25 protein-coding genes and 2 riboswitches are annotated in these 20,920 nt (G+C 52.9%); of the genes, 16 read left to right on the top strand and 9 right to left on the bottom strand.

The genetic code is table 11. From position 1 onward, the window contains the following. The first annotated feature begins 11 nt into the window (after positions 1-11). The 13 genes from rpmF to BOW06_RS03750 all read left to right on the top strand — a co-directional run bounded on the left by rpmF (position 12) and on the right by BOW06_RS03750 (position 10,236). On the top strand, positions 12-185 hold the full coding sequence (gene rpmF, locus BOW06_RS03810; RefSeq protein ID WP_043115869.1) for a 50S ribosomal protein L32: 174 nt from the start codon (positions 12-14) through the stop codon (positions 183-185). Between the two features lie 41 nt (positions 186-226). Continuing rightward, positions 227-1,234 carry a phosphate acyltransferase PlsX gene (gene plsX / locus BOW06_RS03805; protein ID WP_043115868.1) on the top strand — a complete coding sequence of 336 codons (1,008 nt, stop codon included), beginning with the start codon at positions 227-229 and terminating at the stop codon, positions 1,232-1,234. Beyond that, positions 1,231-2,199, top strand: coding sequence for a beta-ketoacyl-ACP synthase III (locus BOW06_RS03800; RefSeq protein WP_043115867.1), 969 nt, complete (start codon positions 1,231-1,233; stop codon positions 2,197-2,199). The genes plsX and BOW06_RS03800 overlap by 4 nt, the downstream gene beginning before the upstream one ends. Before the next feature lie 33 nt (positions 2,200-2,232). Next, positions 2,233-3,174, top strand: a complete 942-nt coding sequence (gene fabD, locus BOW06_RS03795; protein WP_043115865.1) for an ACP S-malonyltransferase — start codon at positions 2,233-2,235, stop codon at positions 3,172-3,174. Beyond that, positions 3,167-3,907 (top strand): 3-oxoacyl-ACP reductase FabG, encoded by a 741-nt coding sequence (gene fabG, locus BOW06_RS03790; RefSeq protein ID WP_043115864.1) that lies wholly within the window; start codon positions 3,167-3,169, stop codon positions 3,905-3,907. Before fabD ends, fabG begins: the two co-directional genes overlap by 8 nt. A gap of 120 nt (positions 3,908-4,027) precedes the next feature. After that, positions 4,028-4,261 (top strand): acyl carrier protein, encoded by a 234-nt coding sequence (acpP, locus tag BOW06_RS03785; protein WP_043115862.1) that lies wholly within the window; start codon positions 4,028-4,030, stop codon positions 4,259-4,261. Positions 4,262-4,375: 114 nt separating this feature from the next. Then, complete coding sequence (gene fabF, locus BOW06_RS03780; protein ID WP_043115860.1) at positions 4,376-5,620, top strand: beta-ketoacyl-ACP synthase II; 1,245 nt, start codon at positions 4,376-4,378, stop codon at positions 5,618-5,620. Between the two features lie 5 nt (positions 5,621-5,625). Next, positions 5,626-6,456 carry an aminodeoxychorismate lyase gene (gene pabC, locus BOW06_RS03775; RefSeq protein ID WP_078452558.1) on the top strand — a complete coding sequence of 277 codons (831 nt, stop codon included), beginning with the start codon at positions 5,626-5,628 and terminating at the stop codon, positions 6,454-6,456. Then, the gene (mltG, locus tag BOW06_RS03770) at positions 6,446-7,501 is read left to right on the top strand and encodes an endolytic transglycosylase MltG (protein WP_078454439.1); all 1,056 of its coding nucleotides are present in this window, start codon (positions 6,446-6,448) and stop codon (positions 7,499-7,501) included. Before pabC ends, mltG begins: the two co-directional genes overlap by 11 nt. Then, positions 7,501-8,139, top strand: a complete 639-nt coding sequence (tmk, locus tag BOW06_RS03765) for a dTMP kinase (RefSeq protein ID WP_043115856.1) — start codon at positions 7,501-7,503, stop codon at positions 8,137-8,139. Before mltG ends, tmk begins: the two co-directional genes overlap by 1 nt. After that, positions 8,136-9,104 carry a DNA polymerase III subunit delta' gene (locus BOW06_RS03760; protein ID WP_052132000.1) on the top strand — a complete coding sequence of 323 codons (969 nt, stop codon included), beginning with the start codon at positions 8,136-8,138 and terminating at the stop codon, positions 9,102-9,104. The genes tmk and BOW06_RS03760 overlap by 4 nt, the downstream gene beginning before the upstream one ends. Further along, positions 9,104-9,454, top strand: a complete 351-nt coding sequence (locus BOW06_RS03755; protein ID WP_052131999.1) for a PilZ domain-containing protein — start codon at positions 9,104-9,106, stop codon at positions 9,452-9,454. Before BOW06_RS03760 ends, BOW06_RS03755 begins: the two co-directional genes overlap by 1 nt. Positions 9,455-9,456: 2 nt before the next feature. Next, positions 9,457-10,236: a TatD family hydrolase gene (locus BOW06_RS03750; protein WP_043115855.1), complete on the top strand. Its 780-nt coding sequence runs from the start codon at positions 9,457-9,459 to the stop codon at positions 10,234-10,236. Between the two features lie 211 nt (positions 10,237-10,447). On the opposite strand, the gene BOW06_RS03745 is transcribed toward BOW06_RS03750, so the two are convergent. Genes BOW06_RS03745 through gcvT form a run of 6 tightly spaced genes read right to left on the bottom strand, consistent with a single transcriptional unit; the run spans position 10,448 to position 15,756 of the window. Next, positions 10,448-10,819 (bottom strand): diacylglycerol kinase, encoded by a 372-nt coding sequence (locus BOW06_RS03745; RefSeq protein WP_043115854.1) that lies wholly within the window; start codon positions 10,817-10,819, stop codon positions 10,448-10,450. 3 nt (positions 10,820-10,822) lie between these two features. After that, positions 10,823-12,271 carry an aminomethyl-transferring glycine dehydrogenase subunit GcvPB gene (gene gcvPB / locus BOW06_RS03740; protein ID WP_043115853.1) on the bottom strand — a complete coding sequence of 483 codons (1,449 nt, stop codon included), beginning with the start codon at positions 12,269-12,271 and terminating at the stop codon, positions 10,823-10,825. Positions 12,272-12,312: 41 nt separating this feature from the next. After that, on the bottom strand, positions 12,313-12,813 hold the full coding sequence (gene tpx, locus BOW06_RS03735) for a thiol peroxidase (protein WP_078452554.1): 501 nt from the start codon (positions 12,811-12,813) through the stop codon (positions 12,313-12,315). A gap of 53 nt (positions 12,814-12,866) precedes the next feature. Then, positions 12,867-14,228 (bottom strand): aminomethyl-transferring glycine dehydrogenase subunit GcvPA, encoded by a 1,362-nt coding sequence (gcvPA, locus tag BOW06_RS03730; RefSeq protein WP_078452553.1) that lies wholly within the window; start codon positions 14,226-14,228, stop codon positions 12,867-12,869. Beyond that, positions 14,228-14,623 carry a glycine cleavage system protein GcvH gene (gcvH, locus tag BOW06_RS03725; RefSeq protein ID WP_043115849.1) on the bottom strand — a complete coding sequence of 132 codons (396 nt, stop codon included), beginning with the start codon at positions 14,621-14,623 and terminating at the stop codon, positions 14,228-14,230. The genes gcvPA and gcvH overlap by 1 nt, the downstream gene beginning before the upstream one ends. Before the next feature lie 41 nt (positions 14,624-14,664). Beyond that, positions 14,665-15,756, bottom strand: coding sequence for a glycine cleavage system aminomethyltransferase GcvT (gene gcvT / locus BOW06_RS03720; protein ID WP_043115848.1), 1,092 nt, complete (start codon positions 15,754-15,756; stop codon positions 14,665-14,667). 60 nt (positions 15,757-15,816) lie between these two features. After that, positions 15,817-15,940, bottom strand: a riboswitch (glycine riboswitch). A 10-nt stretch (positions 15,941-15,950) separates the two neighbouring features. After that, a riboswitch (glycine riboswitch) is annotated at positions 15,951-16,051 on the bottom strand. A 351-nt stretch (positions 16,052-16,402) separates the two neighbouring features. Between gcvT and BOW06_RS03715 the strand changes: the two genes are divergently transcribed. Genes BOW06_RS03715 through rimI form a run of 3 tightly spaced genes read left to right on the top strand, consistent with a single transcriptional unit; the run spans position 16,403 to position 19,107 of the window. After that, entirely contained in the window at positions 16,403-17,950 is a 1,548-nt protein-coding gene (locus BOW06_RS03715; protein WP_078452552.1) for a 2-isopropylmalate synthase, read from the top strand. Between the two features lie 9 nt (positions 17,951-17,959). Continuing rightward, entirely contained in the window at positions 17,960-18,643 is a 684-nt protein-coding gene (locus tag BOW06_RS03710; RefSeq protein WP_179115150.1) for a uracil-DNA glycosylase, read from the top strand. Further along, positions 18,640-19,107 (top strand): ribosomal protein S18-alanine N-acetyltransferase, encoded by a 468-nt coding sequence (gene rimI, locus BOW06_RS03705; protein WP_043115846.1) that lies wholly within the window; start codon positions 18,640-18,642, stop codon positions 19,105-19,107. The genes BOW06_RS03710 and rimI overlap by 4 nt, the downstream gene beginning before the upstream one ends. 45 nt (positions 19,108-19,152) lie before the next feature. Here rimI and BOW06_RS03700 read toward each other — a convergent pair whose 3' ends face one another. The 3 genes from BOW06_RS03700 to BOW06_RS03690 are packed head-to-tail and all read right to left on the bottom strand — an operon-like array spanning position 19,153 to position 20,849. Further along, positions 19,153-19,530, bottom strand: a complete 378-nt coding sequence (locus BOW06_RS03700; RefSeq protein WP_043115845.1) for a glutaredoxin family protein — start codon at positions 19,528-19,530, stop codon at positions 19,153-19,155. A gap of 20 nt (positions 19,531-19,550) precedes the next feature. Beyond that, positions 19,551-19,865, bottom strand: a complete 315-nt coding sequence (locus BOW06_RS03695) for a BolA family protein (RefSeq protein WP_043116650.1) — start codon at positions 19,863-19,865, stop codon at positions 19,551-19,553. Between the two features lie 33 nt (positions 19,866-19,898). Beyond that, positions 19,899-20,849 (bottom strand): PDC sensor domain-containing protein, encoded by a 951-nt coding sequence (locus BOW06_RS03690; protein ID WP_043115844.1) that lies wholly within the window; start codon positions 20,847-20,849, stop codon positions 19,899-19,901. Positions 20,850-20,920 lie beyond the last annotated feature (71 nt).

Genomic DNA, 20,920 nt, shown 5'->3' with positions numbered 1-20,920 from the left:
AGGAGAGAACAATGGCAGTACAACAGAATCGTAAAACACCATCAAAGCGCGGTATGCGCCGTTCACATGATGGCCTGAAGAAAGAGACGCTGTCTGTCGACCCAACCTCGGGCGAGACACACCTGCGTCACCACGTATCCGCTGATGGTTTTTATCGCGGACGTAAAGTAGTCGACAAGGGTTAAGAACCCACCCCATGGCCTCTTCTGCGGCCCCGTCTGAAGGGATGGTACGCATTGCACTGGATGCCATGGGAGGCGACCACGGCGTTTCTGTCGTGGTTCCAGCTGCCTGCGCCTACGTGGCATCCAATCCTGCTGTCGAGCTAATCCTCGTCGGGCAGGAAGATGTGATCAAGGCTGCTATGCCTACAGGCTGCAAACGCATTCGTATTCATCATGCCAGCGAGGTTGTTGGTATGGATGAACTACCATCACAAGCCCTGCGCAGAAAAAAAGACTCCTCGATGCGAGTCGCCATTGACCTGGTCAAGTCCGGCGAGGCTGATGCCTGCGTCAGTGCGGGTAATACCGGAGCCCTGATGGCCACCGCACGTTTTGTTCTGAAAATGCTGCCGCATGTTGATCGCCCTGCGATCATCACAGCTCTCCCCAACACCAAAAGCCATACCTGGATGCTCGACCTGGGTGCTAACGTTGATTCGAGTGCCTCACACCTCTACCAGTTTGCCGTGATGGGTGTTGAGCAGGTAGCTGCTCTGGATGGCAATACATCTCCGACTGTCGGTTTGCTCAATATTGGCGAAGAGGAGATCAAGGGCAACGAGCAGGTCAAAAAAGCACACGAACTTCTTTCCGGCAGTGATCTCAACTATGTTGGTTACGTCGAAGGGGATAACATCTATGACGGCTCGGTTGACCTGGTAGTCGCAGACGGTTTTGTCGGAAATGTTGCGCTCAAGGCCTCCGAGGGTGTTGCCAAGATGATTAGCCACTATCTCAAGGCCGGTTTCAAGCAGAGTCTTTTCAGCAAAATGGCTGCACTGCTGGCGATGCCAATACTGAAAAGTTTCGGTAAGCGGATTGATCCGCGTAGTTACAATGGAGCAAACCTGCTGGGCCTCAACGGTATTGTTATCAAGAGTCACGGAGGCGCCGATGAGCTCTCTTTCGGTAACGCGATTAAAATTGCGGACAAGGCTGTGCATACAGATATCCCACGTAGAATAGAAAAGAAAGTCGAGGCACACCTGCTGCCAGGGAGTGAAGCTTGATTTACTCAAGGATTGCCGGAACGGGCGGATATCTGCCCGAGAAGATACTCACCAACCATGATCTCGAGAAGATCGTTGATACCACGGATCAGTGGATTCGTGAACGCACCGGAATCGAGAAGCGTCATATTGCCGCTGAGGGTGAGACCACCTGTGACCTGGCTGAACATGCTTCTCGCAAGGCGATGGAGATGGCTGGTGTCACTGCAACTGATATCGACCTGATCGTGGTTGCGACCACAACACCTGACAAGATTTTCCCGTCAACAGCCTGCCTGCTGCAACAGCGCCTTGATATTCATGGCTGTGCAGCATTCGACATACAGGCCGTATGCACCGGTTTTGTCTACGCACTGGGTGTTGTTGACCAGTTTGTTCGCAGCGGTACTGCTCGCAAGGCGCTGGTCGTGGGTGCTGAGACTTTTTCACGCATTCTCAATTGGAATGACCGCGGTACCTGTGTCCTGTTTGGCGATGGCGCCGGAGCAGTTGTACTCGAGGCCAGCGATGAGCCGGGTATTCTCTCCACGCACCTGCATGCGGATGGTTCTTACGAAAACCTGCTGCATGTGCCCGCTGGCGTTTCGACAGATTATGATGCCGTGATCAGTGGTACTGCCTTTGTAGAGATGAAGGGCAACGAGGTATTCCGCATGGCGGTCAATACGCTTGGACGTATTGTCGATGAGACCCTTGCGGCGAACAACATGGAGAAGTCGGATGTCGACTGGCTGGTTCCGCACCAGGCAAATACCCGCATTATCCAGGCGACAGCACGCAAATTGCGAATGAATATGGATCATGTCGTTATGACTGTTTCCCAGCACGGAAACACATCGGCAGCCTCTGTCCCGCTTGCACTTGATGTGGCTGTGCGTGATGGACGTATACAGCGGGGAGAAACCGTATTACTGGAAGCCTTCGGAGGCGGTTTTACCTGGGGTTCGGCGCTACTCAAATTTTGAACCGATAGTAAACAACAAGAACAGACAAGAACAATGACACAGCAGATTGCATTTCTATTCCCGGGGCAGGGCTCGCAGTCAATTGGCATGCTAGCAGACCTGCAGGCAGCCTATCCTGTCGTGGCAGAGACCTTTGCCGAGGCATCGGATGCGCTTGGTTTCGACTTGTGGAAACTGGTACAGGACGGCCCGGAATCGGATCTCAACCAGACACATAATACCCAGCCCGCAATGCTGGCTGCAGGTGTTGCAGCGTGGCGCGTGTGGAAGCAGCAGGGTGGTAGTGATCCAGTCGTTATGGCAGGTCATAGCCTGGGAGAGTATTCAGCATTGACATGCAGTGGATCCCTGCAGTTCACGGATGCGGTCAGGCTTGTTGCCGAGCGCGGCTTGTTGATGCAGCAGGCGGTACCAGAGGGTGTTGGTGCAATGGCGGCTGTTCTCGGACTCGATGATGATGTTGTTCGCCAGGTGTGCGCTGATGCAGCCGGCGAAGAGGTCGTCGAGGCAGTAAACTATAATTCACCCGGCCAGGTTGTGATTGCCGGTCATGCTGCAGCCGTGGCTCGTGCCATCGAAGCGGCCAAGGAGGCGGGTGCAAAGCGAGCTCTGCCGTTGCCGGTAAGTGTTCCTTCTCACTGTGCCCTGATGAAGCCGGCAGCTGATAAGCTTGCCGAAGTACTGTCGGGAATCGAGGTCAATGTACCCGCAATTCCTGTCATACATAATGTGAATGTTGACGTTGCTGACGATGCCGACAGCATACGCCAGATGCTGGTTGAGCAGCTTTACTCGCCAGTTCGCTGGACCGAAACAGTGCAGCGTATGCAGTCTGATGGCGTCTCATTGCTGGTTGAAGCGGGTCCCGGTAAGGTACTGACTGGTCTTGCACGACGTATCGACCGCAAGCTGGGTGCAATGCCGCTGTTTGATCCGGCAAGCCTGGAAAAATTGATGGAGAGTCTTGATGTCTGAACAGAAAATAGCACTTGTAACGGGCGCCAGCCGTGGTATTGGGCGCGCGATTGCCGAGGAACTTGGCCGCGCAGGATTGACTGTTATCGGTACTGCAACGACTGACAAGGGTGCAGAAGCAATTTCAGCCTATTTATCCGAGCAGGGTATCGAGGGGCGTGGACTCTGTCTCAATGTGACCGACCAGGAGTCCGTTGACTCGGTTATCAAAACCATCAATGCCGACTTCGGTGTACCGACCGTATTGGTTAACAATGCCGGCATTACCCGAGACAACCTGCTCATGCGGATGAAAGAGGATGAGTGGCAGTCGATAATGGATACCAATTTGACATCTGTTTTTCGCGTGTCAAAAGCCTGTTTACGTGGCATGATGAAGGCCAAAACTGGTCGTATCATCAATATAGCCTCCGTGGTTGGCGCATCCGGTAATCCGGGTCAGACGAACTATTCAGCCGCCAAGGCGGGTATATTCGGTTTTTCCAAGTCGCTTGCGCGCGAGGTGGGGAGCCGGGGTATTACAGTTAATGCAGTCGCGCCAGGTTTTATCGATACCGATATGACGCGTGAATTGCCGGAAGAGCAGCGTAATGCGCTGCTTGCTTCGATTCCGTTGGCGCGCCTCGGCGAGCCACAGGAGATTGCGTCAGTGGTTGCATTTCTTGCATCCGATGGCGCCGCCTATGTCACAGGTGAAACCCTGCATGTCAATGGAGGCATGTATATGGCGTAAATGTCGGGTAAACTATGCGGAAGTGTCTCGTGTTAGGGAATTTCCGCGTTGACGAACAGATAAAACCCAATACAATTATGCTAATTATTTTGATTTAATCCCCATACAGAGGAAACTAGAATGAGTGTTGAAGACCGTGTACGCAAGATCGTAGTAGATCAACTTGGTGTTAAAGAGGAAGAAGTCACCCTGGAAGCTTCTTTTGTCGACGATCTTGGTGCCGACTCTCTGGATACTGTCGAGCTGGTAATGGCGCTTGAAGAAGAGTTCGAGACTGAAATTCCTGATGAAGAGGCAGAGGGTATCACCACTGTCAAGCAGGCTGTTGATTTCATCAACGCAAACGCCAGCTGATCGATTCAGGTAAAGAAATTCCAGAGGCCGTCAGCTCCAGTTGAGCGCGGCCTCAATTGTATTTACGCTTTTCACTGGTGAAAAGCTGATTTGATACCACGAGGTGGGTCCTACATGTCTCAACGCAGGGTAGTGATAACGGGTCTGGGTCTTGTTACGCCAGTTGGTAATGACGTTTCAACGTCTTGGGAAAATATCAAGGCCGGTGTCAGCGGTATTCGTCCGATTGAACACTTTGATATTTCGGAGTTCAGTGTGCGTTTCGGCGGCACGATTGTCGACTTTGATATCACAGACTATATCTCCAAAAAAGATGCCCGCAAGATGGATCCCTTTATCCATTACGGTATGGCAGCAGGCATCCAGGCGATCCAGGATTCTGGCCTGGAAGTAACAGAGGAGAATGCAGAGCGTATCGGTGTTGCCATCGGTGCCGGCATTGGTGGTATCTATACCATCGAGAACAACTATGGCGCTTTTCTTGAAAGAGGACCGCGCAAGATCTCTCCTTTCTTTGTTCCCGCAGCGATCATCAACATGGTTTCCGGAAACCTCTCGATCAAGTACGGTTTCAAGGGTCCGAACATCTCGATTGTTTCTGCATGTAGTACGGGTGCACACAATATCGCTGATGCGGTACGCATGATCCAGTACGGCACAGCAGATGTCATGATTGCCGGTGGTACGGAATATGCGACTACGCCAATCGGTATCGGCGGATTTGCTGCAGCACGTGCGCTCTCAACGCGCAACGATGATCCAACGACTGCAAGTCGTCCATGGGATAGGGACCGTGACGGTTTTGTTCTCAGTGACGGAGCCGGAGTCATGGTTGTTGAAGAGCTGGAGCATGCCAAGGCACGTGGTGCGACCATTTATGCTGAAATTCCCGGTTGTGCAATGAATTCCGATGCGCATCACATGACAGCACCTGCCCCGAATGGCGCCGGTGGTGGACGTTGCATGGAACTGGCGCTGGAAGATGCTGGCATCAATACCGACGAGGTTGACTACATAAATGCTCATGGTACCTCGACACCCGCTGGTGACGTGGCTGAAACCAATGGCATCAAGGGTGCTTTTGGCGCACATGCCAATGAACTCTGCGTTAGCTCAACCAAGTCAATGGTTGGACACCTGCTCGGTGCAGCTGGTGGTGTAGAGGCGATTTTTACCACGCTGGCAATTCGTGACCAGGTGGCGCCGCCAACCATCAATCACGATAATCCAGATCCGGAATGCGATCTCGATTATGTGCCAAATGCCGCACGTGATATGAAAATCGATGTCGCACTCTCCAACTCATTCGGCTTTGGTGGAACCAACGGGACACTTGTGTTTCGCCGCTACACCGACTAATCGGGATGCTGGTAAACGGTCAGCAGTGTGACACTGTTTCATTGCTTGATCGTGGACTTCAATACGGCGATGGCCTCTTCGAGACCATCGCCGTTATTGGTCATGAGATGCCACTTTGGCAGCGTCATTACGCACGTCTCTCCAGTGGCTGCAAGAGGCTTGCTATCGAAGTCCCGCAAGAGCAGCAGATCAGAGATGAAATCCAGCAGGAAATTTTTCATCATGGGGAGCAATCCGGGCGTTGTGTTGTCAAACTGATAGTTACGCGTGGAGCTGCCGGAAACGGATATTTTCCAGCTGAGGGAGATACACAACGAATTGTTATCCTCCGCCAGTCGGCAGGATTCGATCATCATGACCGTGAACATGGGATCGATATTCATTTATGTGAAACTTGCCTGGCGAGCGGTTCGCCTCTTGCGGGAATCAAGCATCTCAACCGCCTGGAGCAGGTGCTGGCAGCACGTGAAGCAGAATCCAACAATTGCCGAGAGGCAGTTGTGTGTGACAGCGAAGGATTTGTAGTCGAAGGTGTTATGTCGAACATCTTCTGGATCACTGGAAGTGAAATGTTTACCCCGCTACTGGATGGTAGTGGTGTTGCTGGTGTGATGCGCGAAGAGGTGATTGCGCAGGCGGCAGTATTGGGAATTTCGTGCAGGGAAGTGCGTGTCACCCCAGGCGAGTTGTCAGGCGCAAACGCGATATTCCTGACCAATGCAGTTAACGGTATTGTTCCTGTCAGGCGACTGGCGGGGCGTGAGTACAGCCTGGATGCGATTTCGCATGACCTGCTGGAAACAATCAACAGGAAACTGATGAAACATGAGGCTTGAGAGTCATATACATTCACCGCAACAGGGCGGTGTCTTCATTGCGTTACTGGTGTTACTGGTTGTAGGTGCTGCAGCCGGTTACTGGCTATGGCACGATTATCAGCGCTTTCAACAAGCGCCTCTGGTACTCTCGGATAGAGGGATTAATTACCGCATCGAACCGGGCACCACGCTGACTGCTATCGCGAATGACCTTGCAGACAAGGGGATCTTGCGCCAACCACTCTACTTGCGCCTGTTGGCACGCGAACGAGCCGATGCAAACCGGATCAAGGCGGGTGAATACCATATTCCAGGTGGCACCACAGCTGTAGCCCTGCTTGACCAGCTGGTCAGGGGGAAGGTCATTGAGTACTCTGTTACCCTGATTGAAGGCTGGAACTTCCAGCAGGTGTTGTCTGCCGTACGCACTCACCCGATGATTGTGCAAACACTCTCCGAGAGTCTCAGTACCGAACAGCTGATGGAAGCGATTGGACTCCAGGGTCAGCATCCGGAAGGGCAATTTTATCCGGATACCTACCTTTTCCCGCGTGGAACGACAGACAAGGAGTTTCTGCAACGAGCCTACCAGTCAATGCAGAATATTCTTGCTGAAGAGTGGGAGCAAAAAGATAAAGACTTGCCCCTGGAAACGCCCTACGAGGCTTTGATTCTCGCATCCATTATTGAGAAAGAGACAGGGCTACCAGAAGAGCGTACGGAGATCGCCGGAGTTTTTACCAGGCGCCTCGAGAAGGGCATGCTGCTACAGACTGATCCGACCGTAATCTACGGGATTGACAATTTCGACGGCAACATCCGCCGTCGCGATCTGAAGAAAGATACGCCTTATAACACCTATACGCGGGCAGGCTTGCCACCAACACCAATTGCAATGCCTGGTCGTGACGCAATTTATGCTGCCCTGCATCCGGCAGATGGCAAGTCGCTCTATGTCGTTGCTACCGGCAATGGCGGACACTACTTCTCTGCAACACTCAAAGAACATAATCGTGCAGTCAATAAATACCAGATCCAGCGGCGCAAGCAGAGAAGCGAGTAATGAGTTTGGAACAGGCGCTGTTTATCACGGTTGAAGGTATCGAGGGCGCTGGCAAGAGCAGTAATATTGCCTACTTACAGGAGTTGCTCGAAAAGCGCGGCCATGAGTTGTTGATGACACGTGAGCCCGGGGGTACCGAATTAGGTGAGCAACTGCGTGAACTGTTGCTGGGTCACAAGCACGATGGCATGTCCTATAAGACTGAATTGCTGATGATGTTCGCAGCACGTGCCGAACACTTGCACGCAAAAATATTGCCAGCACTGGCCGAAGGAAAAACGGTCATCTGCGATCGTTTTACAGATGCAACTTATGCTTACCAGGGTGGTGGACGACTCATTGATATTGAATCGATCCGACTGCTGGAGAGCTTCGTGCAGGAAGAGGTACGGCCTGATCTTACCCTGCTGCTGGACTTGCCCGTGAATGTCGGTATGGCTCGCGCCAACCAGCGATCGGCGCCAGATCGTTTCGAAAAAGAGCGTCACGACTTTTTTGAGCGGGTACGCAATGCATACCTGGAAATCGCCCGGCAGCATAAAGAACGCGTCAAAGTGATCGATGCATCAAAGCCACTTGAGCAGGTTCAGTTGCAGCTGTCACAGGTAATGACTGATATTCTGGGCGCTGCAGAATGAATTGCCTGCCGTGGCAACAAGAGCAGTGGGAACGCCTCTGCAGTTACCAAGAGAAAGGCCGTCTGCCGCATGCAATCCTGCTTGAAGGTCCTCGCTCAACGGGAAAGCAGACCTTCGCTCGTGCGTTCGCCAATTACATGCTGTGCAGTTCGCCACGCAACAATGAGCCCTGCGGTAGTTGTCACGGTTGCCAGTTGCTCAAGGCGGGCAATCATCCGGATTTTGTTGATATGGAGCCTGAGGAGGGTGGTAAGACAATTAAGGTTGACGAGATACGCGCCTTTGTCACCTCTACAGCGCTTACCCCTCAGATTGCAGCCTGTCGCATTACACTGATTTCACCAGCGGAAGCAATGAACTCGGCAGCAGCAAACAGCCTGCTCAAGACGCTTGAGGAACCCAATCCGGGGAATCATATCCTGCTTGTCAGTCATGCTCCATGGGAATTGCCGGCAACGATCCGCTCACGCTGCCAGCACCTGATGTTTCCCCTGCCTGCAAAGCAGGAGGCGATTGAGTGGCTGACTGCACAACAGCCAGATGATGAATGGCCCGGACTTCTTGATTGTGTTCGTGGTGCGCCACTCAAGGCGCTTGAATTCCAGCAGCATGGCTTGGATAGTTACCGCGAGGAGAAGAGGCGCTTTGCCGCACTGCTCTCAGGCAAGGCGAATCTTGTCGAGGTCGGAATGGCCTGGAGCAAGGATGAGACCGGCATGATAGCCAACTGGATCTATCACTGGACACTTGATCTGGCGCGAGCAAACGAATCTGGCATTATGCAAATGCATGACCGGGAGCTTGCAGATTGGTTGAAAGACTTGATTCCACAACTGGATTCGGTGAAACTCTTTAGTGTTCTGGATAAATTATCATCGCTGCAGCAGGGTATCAGGTCGCGTAACCTGAATGTACAAATGCAGTTCGAGACCCTGGCGCTGGAATTAATGGAGGCAGGAACGTAATGCTGAAAAGAAATACTCGCGGTAAAAAGATGATGGTGGCTGAATTCGATAGCCGCGAAGAGCTTTATCGTTGCTTCATGCCCTATGTAAACAACGGTGGTCTCTTTATCAAGACTGATGAGGATTATGTGCCCGGCGACCAGTTGATTCTGATGGTCAAATTGCCCGGTTTAAAACAGAAGTTCCCGACATCCGGAAAGGTCGTCTGGTTGACACCAAAATCATCCGTCTCGAGAGTACCCGGAGTCGGTGTGCAGTTTAGCGAAGAGGATAATGGTCGCCTGCGCACAAGTATCGAGGGCCTGCTGGCTGGCCTGCTGGATAGTGAATCAGCAACTTATACCATGTAATCATGGGGCTGATTGATTCGCACTGTCATCTCGACAGGGTTAACCTGTCGCACTACAACGATTCATTTGAAACCATGGTTCAAAAGACCATGGAGCATGGCATTGATCATATGCTATGCGTCTCGATTGACCTCGAAAGTTATCCTGCAATGCTGGAGCTGGTTGAGCCCTTTGCGTCAATTTCAACTTCCGTCGGTGTACACCCCAACGACAGGGACAGAAGGGAGCCGAGTGTTGAAGAGTTGGTTGAGCTGGCCGGGCATCCGAAGAATGTTGCCATAGGCGAGACCGGGCTGGATTACTACTACAACAAGGATGATGTCGAGTGGCAACAGGAGCGTTTTCGTACCCATATTCGTGCTGCGCGTGAATGCAGCAAGCCACTCATTATCCATACCCGTGATGCACGAGAAGATACCATCCGTATTCTGCGTGAAGAGCATGCCGAAGAGGCTGGTGGCGTCATGCACTGTTTTACCGAGACATGGGAAATGGCACAACAGGCCCTGGAACTTGGTTTCTACATCTCCTTCTCAGGCATAGTGACATTCAAAAACGCCGAAGAGTTGCGCGAAGTTGCGAGCAAGGTGCCACTTGATCGCATCCTGATCGAAACTGACTCTCCCTATCTTGCGCCGGTTCCATTCCGGGGCAAGCCAAATGAACCCGGCTATGTCTCTTACGTGGCAGAAAAGATTGCAGAGTTGAGAGGGTTGTCGGTCGACGAGGTTATGAAGATTACGACGGAAAATTTCTATCGCCTGTTTCCTGCATCAAGATAGGCTGTGAGCTTCGTTTGATGTGATCAGGCATCAAGCACCCCGCATCGGGTCGCCTGTCTCCGCCTGATCGTTCAAGCTGCGGCGCGAAAGGAACTCGCTCACTGCGTTTGCTCAGACACACTTTCGCTTTCTCTGCAGCTTGAACGGGCTGCGCCAATGCGACCCGATCCGAGGCACTTGCTGCCTTGTGTGTGACAAGGCCGGATAGAGATCAGGTCAGATACTTTGGTACAAGGATCAGGGCCCACATGATTGCGGCAATCATGATCGCCAGTGCAACGCTGGCAGAACCGATATCCTTCGCTCTTCCAGATAGCTTGTGATGTTCAGGGCCAATTCGGTCGACCACAGCTTCAATCGATGAGTTGATAAGCTCAACCAGTGGAACCAGCAGCCAGCTACCGAGCAGCAAGGCACGCTCCACTCCGCTATCTCCAAGGTAAAGTGCCAGCGGTACAAGTATCAGGGAAGCAGCAACTTCCTGTCGGAAGGCTGCCTCATGCTTGAAGGTTGCCTTGATTCCCTTGATTGAGTAGCCGCTCGCCTTGATGATGCGGGTGAAGCCTGTGTTCCCAGGTTTCATAGCCTATTTTCCACTCCAGCGCAGATCGAGTTCACGTGCCGCCTTGACGTCATCAAGACGACGAACCGGCTGTGTGAATGGTGCCCCGGTGACAGTTTGTGGCTCTGTCTCTGCCTCGTGCTGGATCTTCTGCATGACCTCGGCAAAGTAGTCGATATCCTCTTTTGATTCGGTCTCCGTCGGCTCAATCAGGAGGCATTCCGGAACAAGCAGCGGAAAGTAGGTTGTGGGTGCGTGTACACCGTAATCGAGCATGCGCTTGGCAAAATCCATCGCCTTGATATCGAGCTCTTTCGCCTGCTTCTTCAGGGTGACGATAAATTCATGCGTCGCCCTGCGGTCAGGAAATGCGATCTCAAAACCCGACTCTTTCAGCAATGCCATCAGGTAGTTGGCATTCAGTGTTGAGTATTCCGAGACTCGCAACATGCCGTCACGACCAAGCATGCGTGCGTAGATATAGGCACGCATCAGAACACCTGCATTGCCTGCAAAAGCCGACAGCTTGCCGATGGACTGGGGGCGTTCCTCTTCCGTTACCCAGCGGTAGTTTTCACCATCATGGGCAACCATTGGTACTGGCAGGAAGGGCTCAAGGCGCTTGCTGACACCGACAGGGCCGGCACCCGGACCGCCACCACCATGTGGTGTAGAAAAAGTTTTGTGGAGGTTCATGTGAATCACGTCAAAACCCATGTCGCCCGGACGAACCTTGCCGAGAATCGCATTGAGGTTGGCGCCATCGTAGTAGAGCAGGCCGCCTGCCTCGTGCACGAGACGGGAGATCTCCTCGATGCGCTGTTCAAATACACCAAGTGTTGAGGGATTGGTCAACATGATCCCGGCTGTTTGTGGACCAAGTGCGGCTTTCAGTGCATCAACATCAACATCACCATCTGACTTGGTCGGGATCTCCCGGACCTTGTAGCCACACATGACTGCAGTAGCCGGGTTGGTTCCATGTGCAGCGTCGGGGCAGATGATCTCGGTGCGCTCATGATCATTATTTGCATCATGGTAAGCACGAATCATGGCAACACCGGCAAACTCACCCTGTGCACCTGCTGCAGGTGTCAGGGAGACAGCTTGCATACCGGTGACCACTTTCAACATCTCCTGCAGGTCATACATGCAGGCCAGGAATCCCTGGCTGTGCGACTCGAGTGCATACGGATGGCGTGCGAGAATTCCGGGCAGCATGGCGAGCGTGTTACACGCACGCGGGTTGTACTTCATGGTGCACGAACCAAGCGGGTAGAAGTTGGTGTCGATCGAGAAGTTTTTCTGTGACAGGCGCGTATAGTGCCTCACTGCCTGCATTTCGGAGACCTGTGGCAATGCCGCCGTCTCCTTGCGTAGCAGTTCTGCAGGGATGTCGCTGACATCTCCCATGGCAGCAGGTGACTGGGCAGTGGCGCGGCGGCCAGTGTGTGATTGTTCGTAAATCAGCATCGGTTTATCCGTCTGTATCTATCTGTTTATCTGTGTCCGACTCAGGCGCCTATTGCCTTGAGTGCGGCATCATAGTCAGGTTCTGTCGCTATCTCTTGTGAAAGCTCGGTATGCACCACGACGTCATTTTCATCAAGAACCACCACGGCACGTGCAGTAATGCCCTCGAGTGGGCCGTCGACAAGCAGGACACCGTAATCCTTGCCAAATTTCTTGTCTCGCATCATTGACAGGTTGACGACATGCTCAAGACCCTCTGTGCTGCAGAAGCGCTTCATCGCCCACGGCAGGTCAGCCGAGATGATGATGACAACCCCGTCGACACTGGCGATACGGTCGTTGAATATTTTTGTCGACATGGCGCAGGTCGGTGTATCGAGACTTGGGACGATATAGAGAATTTTCTTTTTTCCCTTGAAGTTTTTCAGCGTCCAGTTCTTGAGATTCTCGGTGACAAGGCGAAAATTTGGCGCCTTGGTACCAACTGCAGGCAGTTCGCCAATCGTATTACAGGGAGTGCCTCGTCTTGTAATAGCAACCATTCTGTTAACTCCTTCGGGAATGGCCGGGATGTGTCTGGATGATAAGGCTGGCGTTATGCATTCAGAATCCCGTTCAGCTTGTCGCGGTAGTTTTCGATTTCTGCATCAGTGCGTTTTTCGGTTGCACAGACGAGCAGCGCGTTACCCAGTTCCGGGTAATCCTTGCCAAGGTCGTATCCGCCTAGCAGGTTGTTCGTGGCCAGTGAGCGCAATACATCTTTGACCGGCGCATCGAGCTTGAGCACGCTTTCATTAAATGCCGGTGTAGAGAAAAGCTGTTCGACACCTTCGATTGAAGTCAGCGCATCTTTCAGTTTGCCAAGGGCCTGGTGGCTGTTTGATGCAGCATGTGCCAGACCGGTTCCACCCATCATTGCCATGTGAATGGTTGACGCAGTAACCATCAATCCCTGGTTGGTGCAGATGTTGGAAGTCGCTTTTGAGCGACGGATATGCTGTTCACGAGCCTGCAGGGTCAAGGCGTAACCGACCTTGCCTTCAAGATCCTCGGTACGACCGATGATACGTCCCGGCATCTGGCGCACATGTTTCTGATTACAGCACATGAAACCGTAATAGGGGCCGCCTGAGGCGAGTGGAATGCCCAGTGGCTGGCCTTCTCCAACACAGATATCGACACCGCCATCTCCCCATTCACCTGCCGGTGTCAGCATGGACATTGCAAGCGGATTAACGACTGCGATGGTGAAAATATTACGCTCTTGCGCCCAGCTTGTGAGTGCATCGGCATCTTCAAGTACACCAAAAAAGTTTGGCTGGGGGATGACCAGTGCAGTGATATCTTCATCGCTATAGGCATCCAGCGCAGCCAGGTCGGTGCGCCCGGTTTCTGCATCGAAAGGAATCTCGACCAGCTCAATTTTCTGGTTGGTGACGATGGTTTTGGCTGTTTTCCGATATTCCGGATGCAGGCAGCGCGGTACCAGGATTTTTCTCGACTTTGACTTGCGATTGGCACGTACTGCCATCAGGATCGCTTCGGCGAGTGCGGATGCACCGTCATACAGGGACGCATTTGAAACATCCATACCGGTCAGGGCTGTCAACATCGATTGAAATTCATACAACAGCTGCAGGGTGCCCTGGCTTGCCTCGGCCTGGTATGGCGTGTAGGCGGTGTAGTACTCACCGCGGGTAGTCAGTTCCCAGACTGCTGCAGGTATGTGGTGATCGTAAGCGCCTGCACCGATAAAACAGGTTGGCACACCATCCTGGTTGGCTCTTTCGTGCATCAGTGCGGAGATCTCCATCTCCGAAATACCCTGCGGAATCGCATCGAACTTGTCGGTCCTCAGTGAATCCGGAATTTCATCAAACAGGTCATCGATGCTGTCGACCCCGATGGTCTTCAGCATTTTCTCGATGTCGTGTTCCGTGTGTGGAATAAACGGCATTAGTGATCCTCGGACTCTGCATGTGCTGTATATGCTTCAGCGTTCATCAGGGCATCAAGCGCACCGGCATCGGCAAGCTTGAGCTTGAGCAGCCAGCCATCCTCGTATGCAGAATCGTTGACCTGCTCAGGTGCATCCACGAGCGCCTCGTTGACTTCGATAACCTCGCCATCGAGTGGGCTGTATACGTCAGATGCGGCTTTGACTGATTCGACTACTGCAATTTCACTACCTGTTTCTGCGCTTGCACCGACTTCCGGCAGTTCAACAAATACCAGGTCGCCAAGTAGCTCCTGTGCATGGTCGGTAATGCCGATAGTGACAATGCCGTCACCCTCGTTACGGATCCACTCATGCGAATTTGTATATTTCAGGTCAGCTGGTACGTTGCTCATATTCTTTCTCCAGGTAAATTAATCTTTGAATTCTGTTTGTTTTACAAATCGACGCAGGCTTTGCCATTGCGCACAAATGAGATTTTTGTTTTTCTGACCGGCAGGCGCTTGCCTCGAATCTCGACCTCAAATTGCTCTGGTGCATCGGCATCAACCCGTGCATAGGCGATGCTGCGTTCGAGTGTCGGTGAAAAGCCGCCGGATGTGATTTCACCGATCTGCTTGTCACCATCAAAAAGGGGCAGGTGGTCACGCAGGATGCCGCGTCCCTCCAGGACCAGGCCGACAAATGTTTTCAGGTTGCCTTCGGCAAGCTTCGCTTCCAGCGCCTGGCGCCCAACAAAATCACGTTCTGCAGGCTCAAGCGCAATGGTCCATTTGAGTCCGGCCTCAAGCGGGCTGGTCTCTTCATCCATATCTGAACCGTAGAGATTCATTCCGGCCTCCAGGCGCAGGGTGTCGCGTGAGCCGAGTCCGCATGGGCGTACGCCCGCATCTGCCAGCTGCTGCCAGAAGTCAGTAGCATCATTTTCCGGCAGGATAATTTCAAAACCATCCTCACCTGTATAACCGGTGCGTCCGATAAACCAGCTGCTGTCCCATGTTGCATGAAAAGGCTTGAGAGTACCGGCAGAATCACGAATCTCGTCATTCAGCAGCGGCAGGGTCTTCGCCACTGCATTTGGGCCCTGTACGGCAATCATCGCCAGGTCACGGCGTGGTGCCACTTCGATATCGAAACCGGATGACTGGCCGATAATCCAGCCGAGGTCCTTGTCGGCGGTGCCGGCATTGACCACCATGCGGAACCAGGTGTCATCGAGATAGTAGACGATCAGGTCATCAATAACGCCGCCCTGTTCATTGAGCATGCAGGAGTAAAGTGCCTTGCCCGACTCTTTCAGGCGTGCGACATCATTGGCGATCAGGTGACGCAGGAAATGTGTGCTGTCGCTTCCCTTGATATCAATAACCAGCATGTGCGACACATCGAACATACCGGCATCCTGGCGTACAGCATGGTGCTCCTCGATTTGCGAGCCGTAGTTGACGGGCATATCCCAGCCGCCAAAAGGCACCATGCGGGCGCCCATGGCGCGATGGCTTTCATTCAGAATGGTTTTTTGATCCATGGTCGACTCCGTAGCGACAGTTCAAACGCAAAAGGGCGGCACCAGGCCATATTTTCCTGGTGCCGCCCCTCTGTCCTCGAACCTGAGAGTTTGAGTGAAAGGTTGTCCCTGGTTCGGGATTTCCTGAAATTCACCCTGCCCCGTCGGTGAGCCAATCTGGTGGCTGCTCTCCAGAGTTGACCTGGCAGTTATGTGCCAATTCCGCGGTCCTTTTGCCTGAGCGATTCCGGGCGGTTTGCGCCTTCGGCGTTGGCGCGTCTGCGTACAGACAGCCAATCTCTCCCGCAGAGTTGTGGTCAAGTGCCAATAGTACCTTTGATTCTGGCTATTGGCAAAGGAAGAAAAGCGGGTTATATTGGTCTTTCACGACTCCGGGAATCAACCTGGCGTCAAGCAGAGAAAACCTGATGACACAGTGCGCACGCCACAATTCGGCTCATCATACGACTTTCAGTCGTAATGATCGTCCGTGTGCGCCTGTTCTACTCATGCTATCACTCCCTGGTCTGCTGCCCTGCGGGGCTTAATACGACCGACCTGCCCTGGCGAGGGCACTAAATCCACCGCAATACCCTGAATTTATATAGAAAAGATTGAACGATCTGCCATAGTCCGTAAACTATGGGGCTGATCAGGAGAGGATTCCATGAGTAACGACAAACTCATCATATTTGATACAACACTGCGTGACGGTGAGCAGAGCCCCGGCGCATCCATGACCAAAGATGAAAAAGTGCGCATTGCCAAGGCGCTGGAGAAGCTGCGTGTCGATGTTATCGAGGCGGGTTTTCCAATTGCCAGTGTGGGTGATTTTGAGGCTGTCAAGGCGGTTGCCGAGACTGTTACTGACTCTACAGTTTGCGGCCTTGCACGTGCCCTTGATGCCGATATTGATCGTGCCGGTGAGGCACTGAAGAACGCCAATTCGGCGCGTATTCATACATTTATCGCAACCTCTCCGATCCATATGGAGCACAAGTTGCGCATGAGCCCCGACCAGGTGGTCGAACAGGCCGTTTATGCAGTCAAGCGAGCACGCAACTTTACCGATAATGTTGAATTTTCCGCAGAGGATGCGGGGCGCTCGGAGATCGATTTTCTGTGCCGTGTTTTCGAGGCAGTGATCGATGCCGGTGCAACCACGATTAATGTTCCTGATACGGTCGGCTATGCCATGCCGTGGCAGTTTGGCGATACCATCAAGCAGCTGATTGAGCGTGTGCCCAACTCTGACAAGGCGATTTTCTCAGTGCATTGTCACAATGACCTCGGTCTTGCCGTGGCCAATTCACTGGCTGCTGTGCAGAATGGCGCGCGCCAGGTTGAGTGTACTATCAATGGCCTTGGTGAACGTGCAGGCAATGCCTCGCTCGAAGAGCTGGTGATGGCAGTGCGTACACGTCACGATGTCTACGACTGTGAGACCAGCATTGATACCACGCAGATCGTCACCTGCTCCAAGCTGGTATCCAACATTACCGGTTTTGCGGTACAGCCGAACAAGGCGATTGTCGGTGCGAATGCATTTGCACACGAGTCCGGTATTCACCAGGATGGTGTACTCAAGAGTCGTGAGACCTACGAGATCATGCGTGCACAGGATGTCGGCTGGTCGCAGAACCGCATGGTGCTCGGCAAGCACTCCGGGCGAAACGCTTTTCGTACCCGCCTCGAAGAGCTCGGGCACAAGTTTGAGACTGAGGCTGAACTGAATGTCGTCTTCAGCCGCTTCAAGGATCTCGCTGACAAGAAACATGAAATCTTCGATGAAGATCTCCAGGTGCTGATGTCTGAAAGCAGTGGAGAAGCCCTGCAGGAGCGTATCAAACTCATTTCGCTGAAGGTCTGTTCCGAAACCGGCGAAACCCCTACGGCAGAGCTCGTCTTGTCTGTTGATGACGAGGAGGTCAGTGGTTCAGCAATCGGTAGTGGTCCGGTCGATGCCGCATACAAGGCGATCGAGTCGATTGTCGATAGCGGTGCGCACCTGCAGCTCTACTCGGTGAATAACATTACCTCGGGTACAGATTCCCAGGGTGATGTGACCGTACGCTTCGAGAAAGGTGGCCGCATCATTAACGGTTCTGGAGCCGATACCGATATCGTCATCGCCTCGGCAAAAGCCTATCTCAATGGCCTCAACCGCTTGCTGGAGCCCGAAGTGAGGGAACATCCGCAAGCAGCAGACGTGTAAGCCAGATATATGTTGGACCAGCGACAACACAGCATGCTGGATGCCATGGGCATCCAGCTGTGGTCGCGTCGTCAGCAACACCAGCCTGGTGATATTGTAGACGTTACACAGCCGGATGAAGCTGAAGAGCAGTTGCATGATTGGGAATCCCTTCAGCAGGCTGTTGAGACGTGTCATCGCTGCGGACTTGCTGCCACACGCACACAAACAGTTTTTGGCGCAGGCAATCAGCATGCAGAGCTGATGATCATCGGCGAGGCTCCCGGCGCAGACGAGGACAGGCAGGGAGAACCTTTTGTCGGCAGGGCGGGGCAGTTGCTCAACCAGATGCTGCTCGCCTGCGGATTCAGTCGTGAGCAGGTCTATATTGCCAATATTCTCAAATGCCGACCGCAGGGAAACTGTAATCCCTCGCCAGAAGAGATGATCTCCTGCCGCCACTATCTCAATCGCCAGATCGAACTGGTCGCACCGAAATTACTGCTTGCGGTAGGTGGGGTTGCAGCGACCAGTCTGCTGGATAGTGACAAACCGGTTGGCCAGCTGCGTGGTGAGCTCTACCACTATGGAGGGCAGAAGGTGCCGATGATAGTGACCTATCATCCTGCCTACCTGCTGCGCCAGCCGTCAGAGAAACGAAAAAGCTGGGAAGATCTGCAATTTGCGATGCGCAAGCTCGGAGACTTGTCGTGAGCGCAGTAATCAAGCCGGACGAAATTTCATGCCGTGAGATGACCCGTCAAGACCTCGGTGCAGTGATGAAGATTGAGACGATCGCCTATAAGCACGCCTGGACCAGGGGGATATTTCGTGACTGCCTGCAGGCTGGTTATATCGGTATCATCGCCGAGCAGGAAAGCTCAATCATCGGTTATGCCATGTTGAGTGCTGCAGCCGGTGAAGCACACCTGCTGAATATCTGTATTCACCCGCACCTGCAGGGACGGGGGTATGGCAGACAGCTGCTGGACCGTCTTATCGCTATTGCACGAGAGCGGAGTGTTGAAACCCTGTTTCTCGAGGTGCGTGCGTCAAACGTCGTTGCCCAACAACTCTACCTTGATTACGGTTTCAATGAGATCGGTTTTCGCCCCAACTACTATCCTGATGGTGACAAGAGAGAGGATGCGCTGGTTTACGCCATGTCACTCTTGTAGTTAGTCAGTTACAAACTGCAAATCGAAACTGTTTCGTTGCCCGGTTCAGGCCTGGATGACAATATTTTTGCCGAGCCAGTCAATAATGTCATCCGATTCGTAAAGCCATTCAACCTGGCCGTCACCACTGGTGATTTTCAGGCAGGGTGTCTGGTATTTCCCACCCTCTTCCCTGAGTTCATCTCCCCACGCGGGATTGCGTTTTGCATCACGCAGTTCAACGTTAAATCCCTTGCGGCGAAGCTCTTTGCGTACTTTCATGCAGAAAGGACATGCCTTGAATTCATACAGCGCCAGTCCCTGTGTCTGTGCATCAATCGCGGCTTGCTGCTCCATGCTGTACACAGGTGGTTCCGGTGCAGTCATTTTTTCGTAGGCAAGCACACCACGGCCGATAATCCAGCGAAGTCCTTCGAATATCATGTTTGAAAACCTCTGATCTGTTACTTTTTAGAACCACCAAGACAAGGTGGTGAGTCGGGAGCAACTCCGCCTTTAGCAAACCACTCTTCTGGTGTCATGGTGTGAAGTGCGAGTGCGTGGATGCCGTCTGCAAGCAGTGCAGCAAGTGAGCTGTTCACGGCACGGTGACGTTGTACCAGTGGTTTGGAATCAAATTGATCGCTCACCAAGGTGACCTTGAAGTGTGACTCGGAACCCTCGGGAACACTGTGCATATGGGATTCATCTGCCACCTCCAGAAACATCGGGGTAAAGCTTTCCTGGAGCAGGTGTTCAATCTCTTCTTTACGACTCACTGCAGTTCTCACTCTTCACGAAATAGATATGTGTCAGGCAATACCGCCCCAGAAATCGGAATCCCGGGCGAGGAACTGCTCATGGGGGATATAGTGTGAACCATCGCAGGAAAAGTTCAACCCGACAATTCCATTGAAAATATTCACCGAGCCGGCACGCAAATAGATGGTTTCATCTGCAAAGCGCAGGTATTTGAAGGTCTCGAGGATCGGCTGCAGCGCAGATTTCGGTACCAGTGCATTGTCAGGATAGGCACGGTGTGGATAGGCGAGACAGATATCCGGGTCGATCAGGGCGTCATAGTTGAGAAGCCGGTAGCGATATGGGTCGTCGATGTGCCAGATGGTTGCACGGCTTGATGCAAAGTGGATCTTGCCGTGAAACACGCCGCTTTCTGCCATCAGCTCTTCTATAACGGGCAGAATATCGTCGATATGCTGGTCAAGCATGCTTTCGGCGCGACTCTGCTGAAACAGCTGTCCGCGTATGGCAGGGTCGCCCTTGAGCTGGTGCCACTGGTGCGGTTCCTCATAGATTGCACGTGTCAGCGGCAGTTCGCGCAAGTCGAAATCGATACCTAAAAATCCAACGAATTCACCATCCTTGATGATCGGCTGCATGGCCGTGACCGAGGGACGCTTGCTGCGCATGCTGATATAGGATTCAGACAGCGACATGGTGTCCCGCGGCGGATAGGGCTGCATGTAAGGTCGCTGTGAGCGGTTGCGGTGGTAGTCGAGCTCGATAAAGCCGTTGCGTGATGCATTGAAGCTCTGCTGGATACCCTCTGCATCTACAACATAGAGATAGGTTGCGAAGGGCACCATTGAGAAGGCATTACCGAGCAGCGAATTGATAGTTTCAAGGTCGCCCCATACGGCCGCCAGTTCATGCGCAATACGCTGTGTCGGGTCTACCAGCATGTTATGCAGGGAGGCGCGTTGGATCTCGACACTTTGTTTGAGGTTGTCAGTCTGCTTCATGCGGCTATTTTACATCAAATAATCGTTGGAAATGGCTTACAATGATCTCAGACTGACTTAAACCCAATAGT

The organism is Solemya velum gill symbiont (genome assembly GCF_002020255.1).
GTDB lineage: Bacteria > Pseudomonadota > Gammaproteobacteria > Chromatiales > Chromatiaceae.
This window is presented reverse-complemented; position numbering and strand designations above follow the sequence as displayed.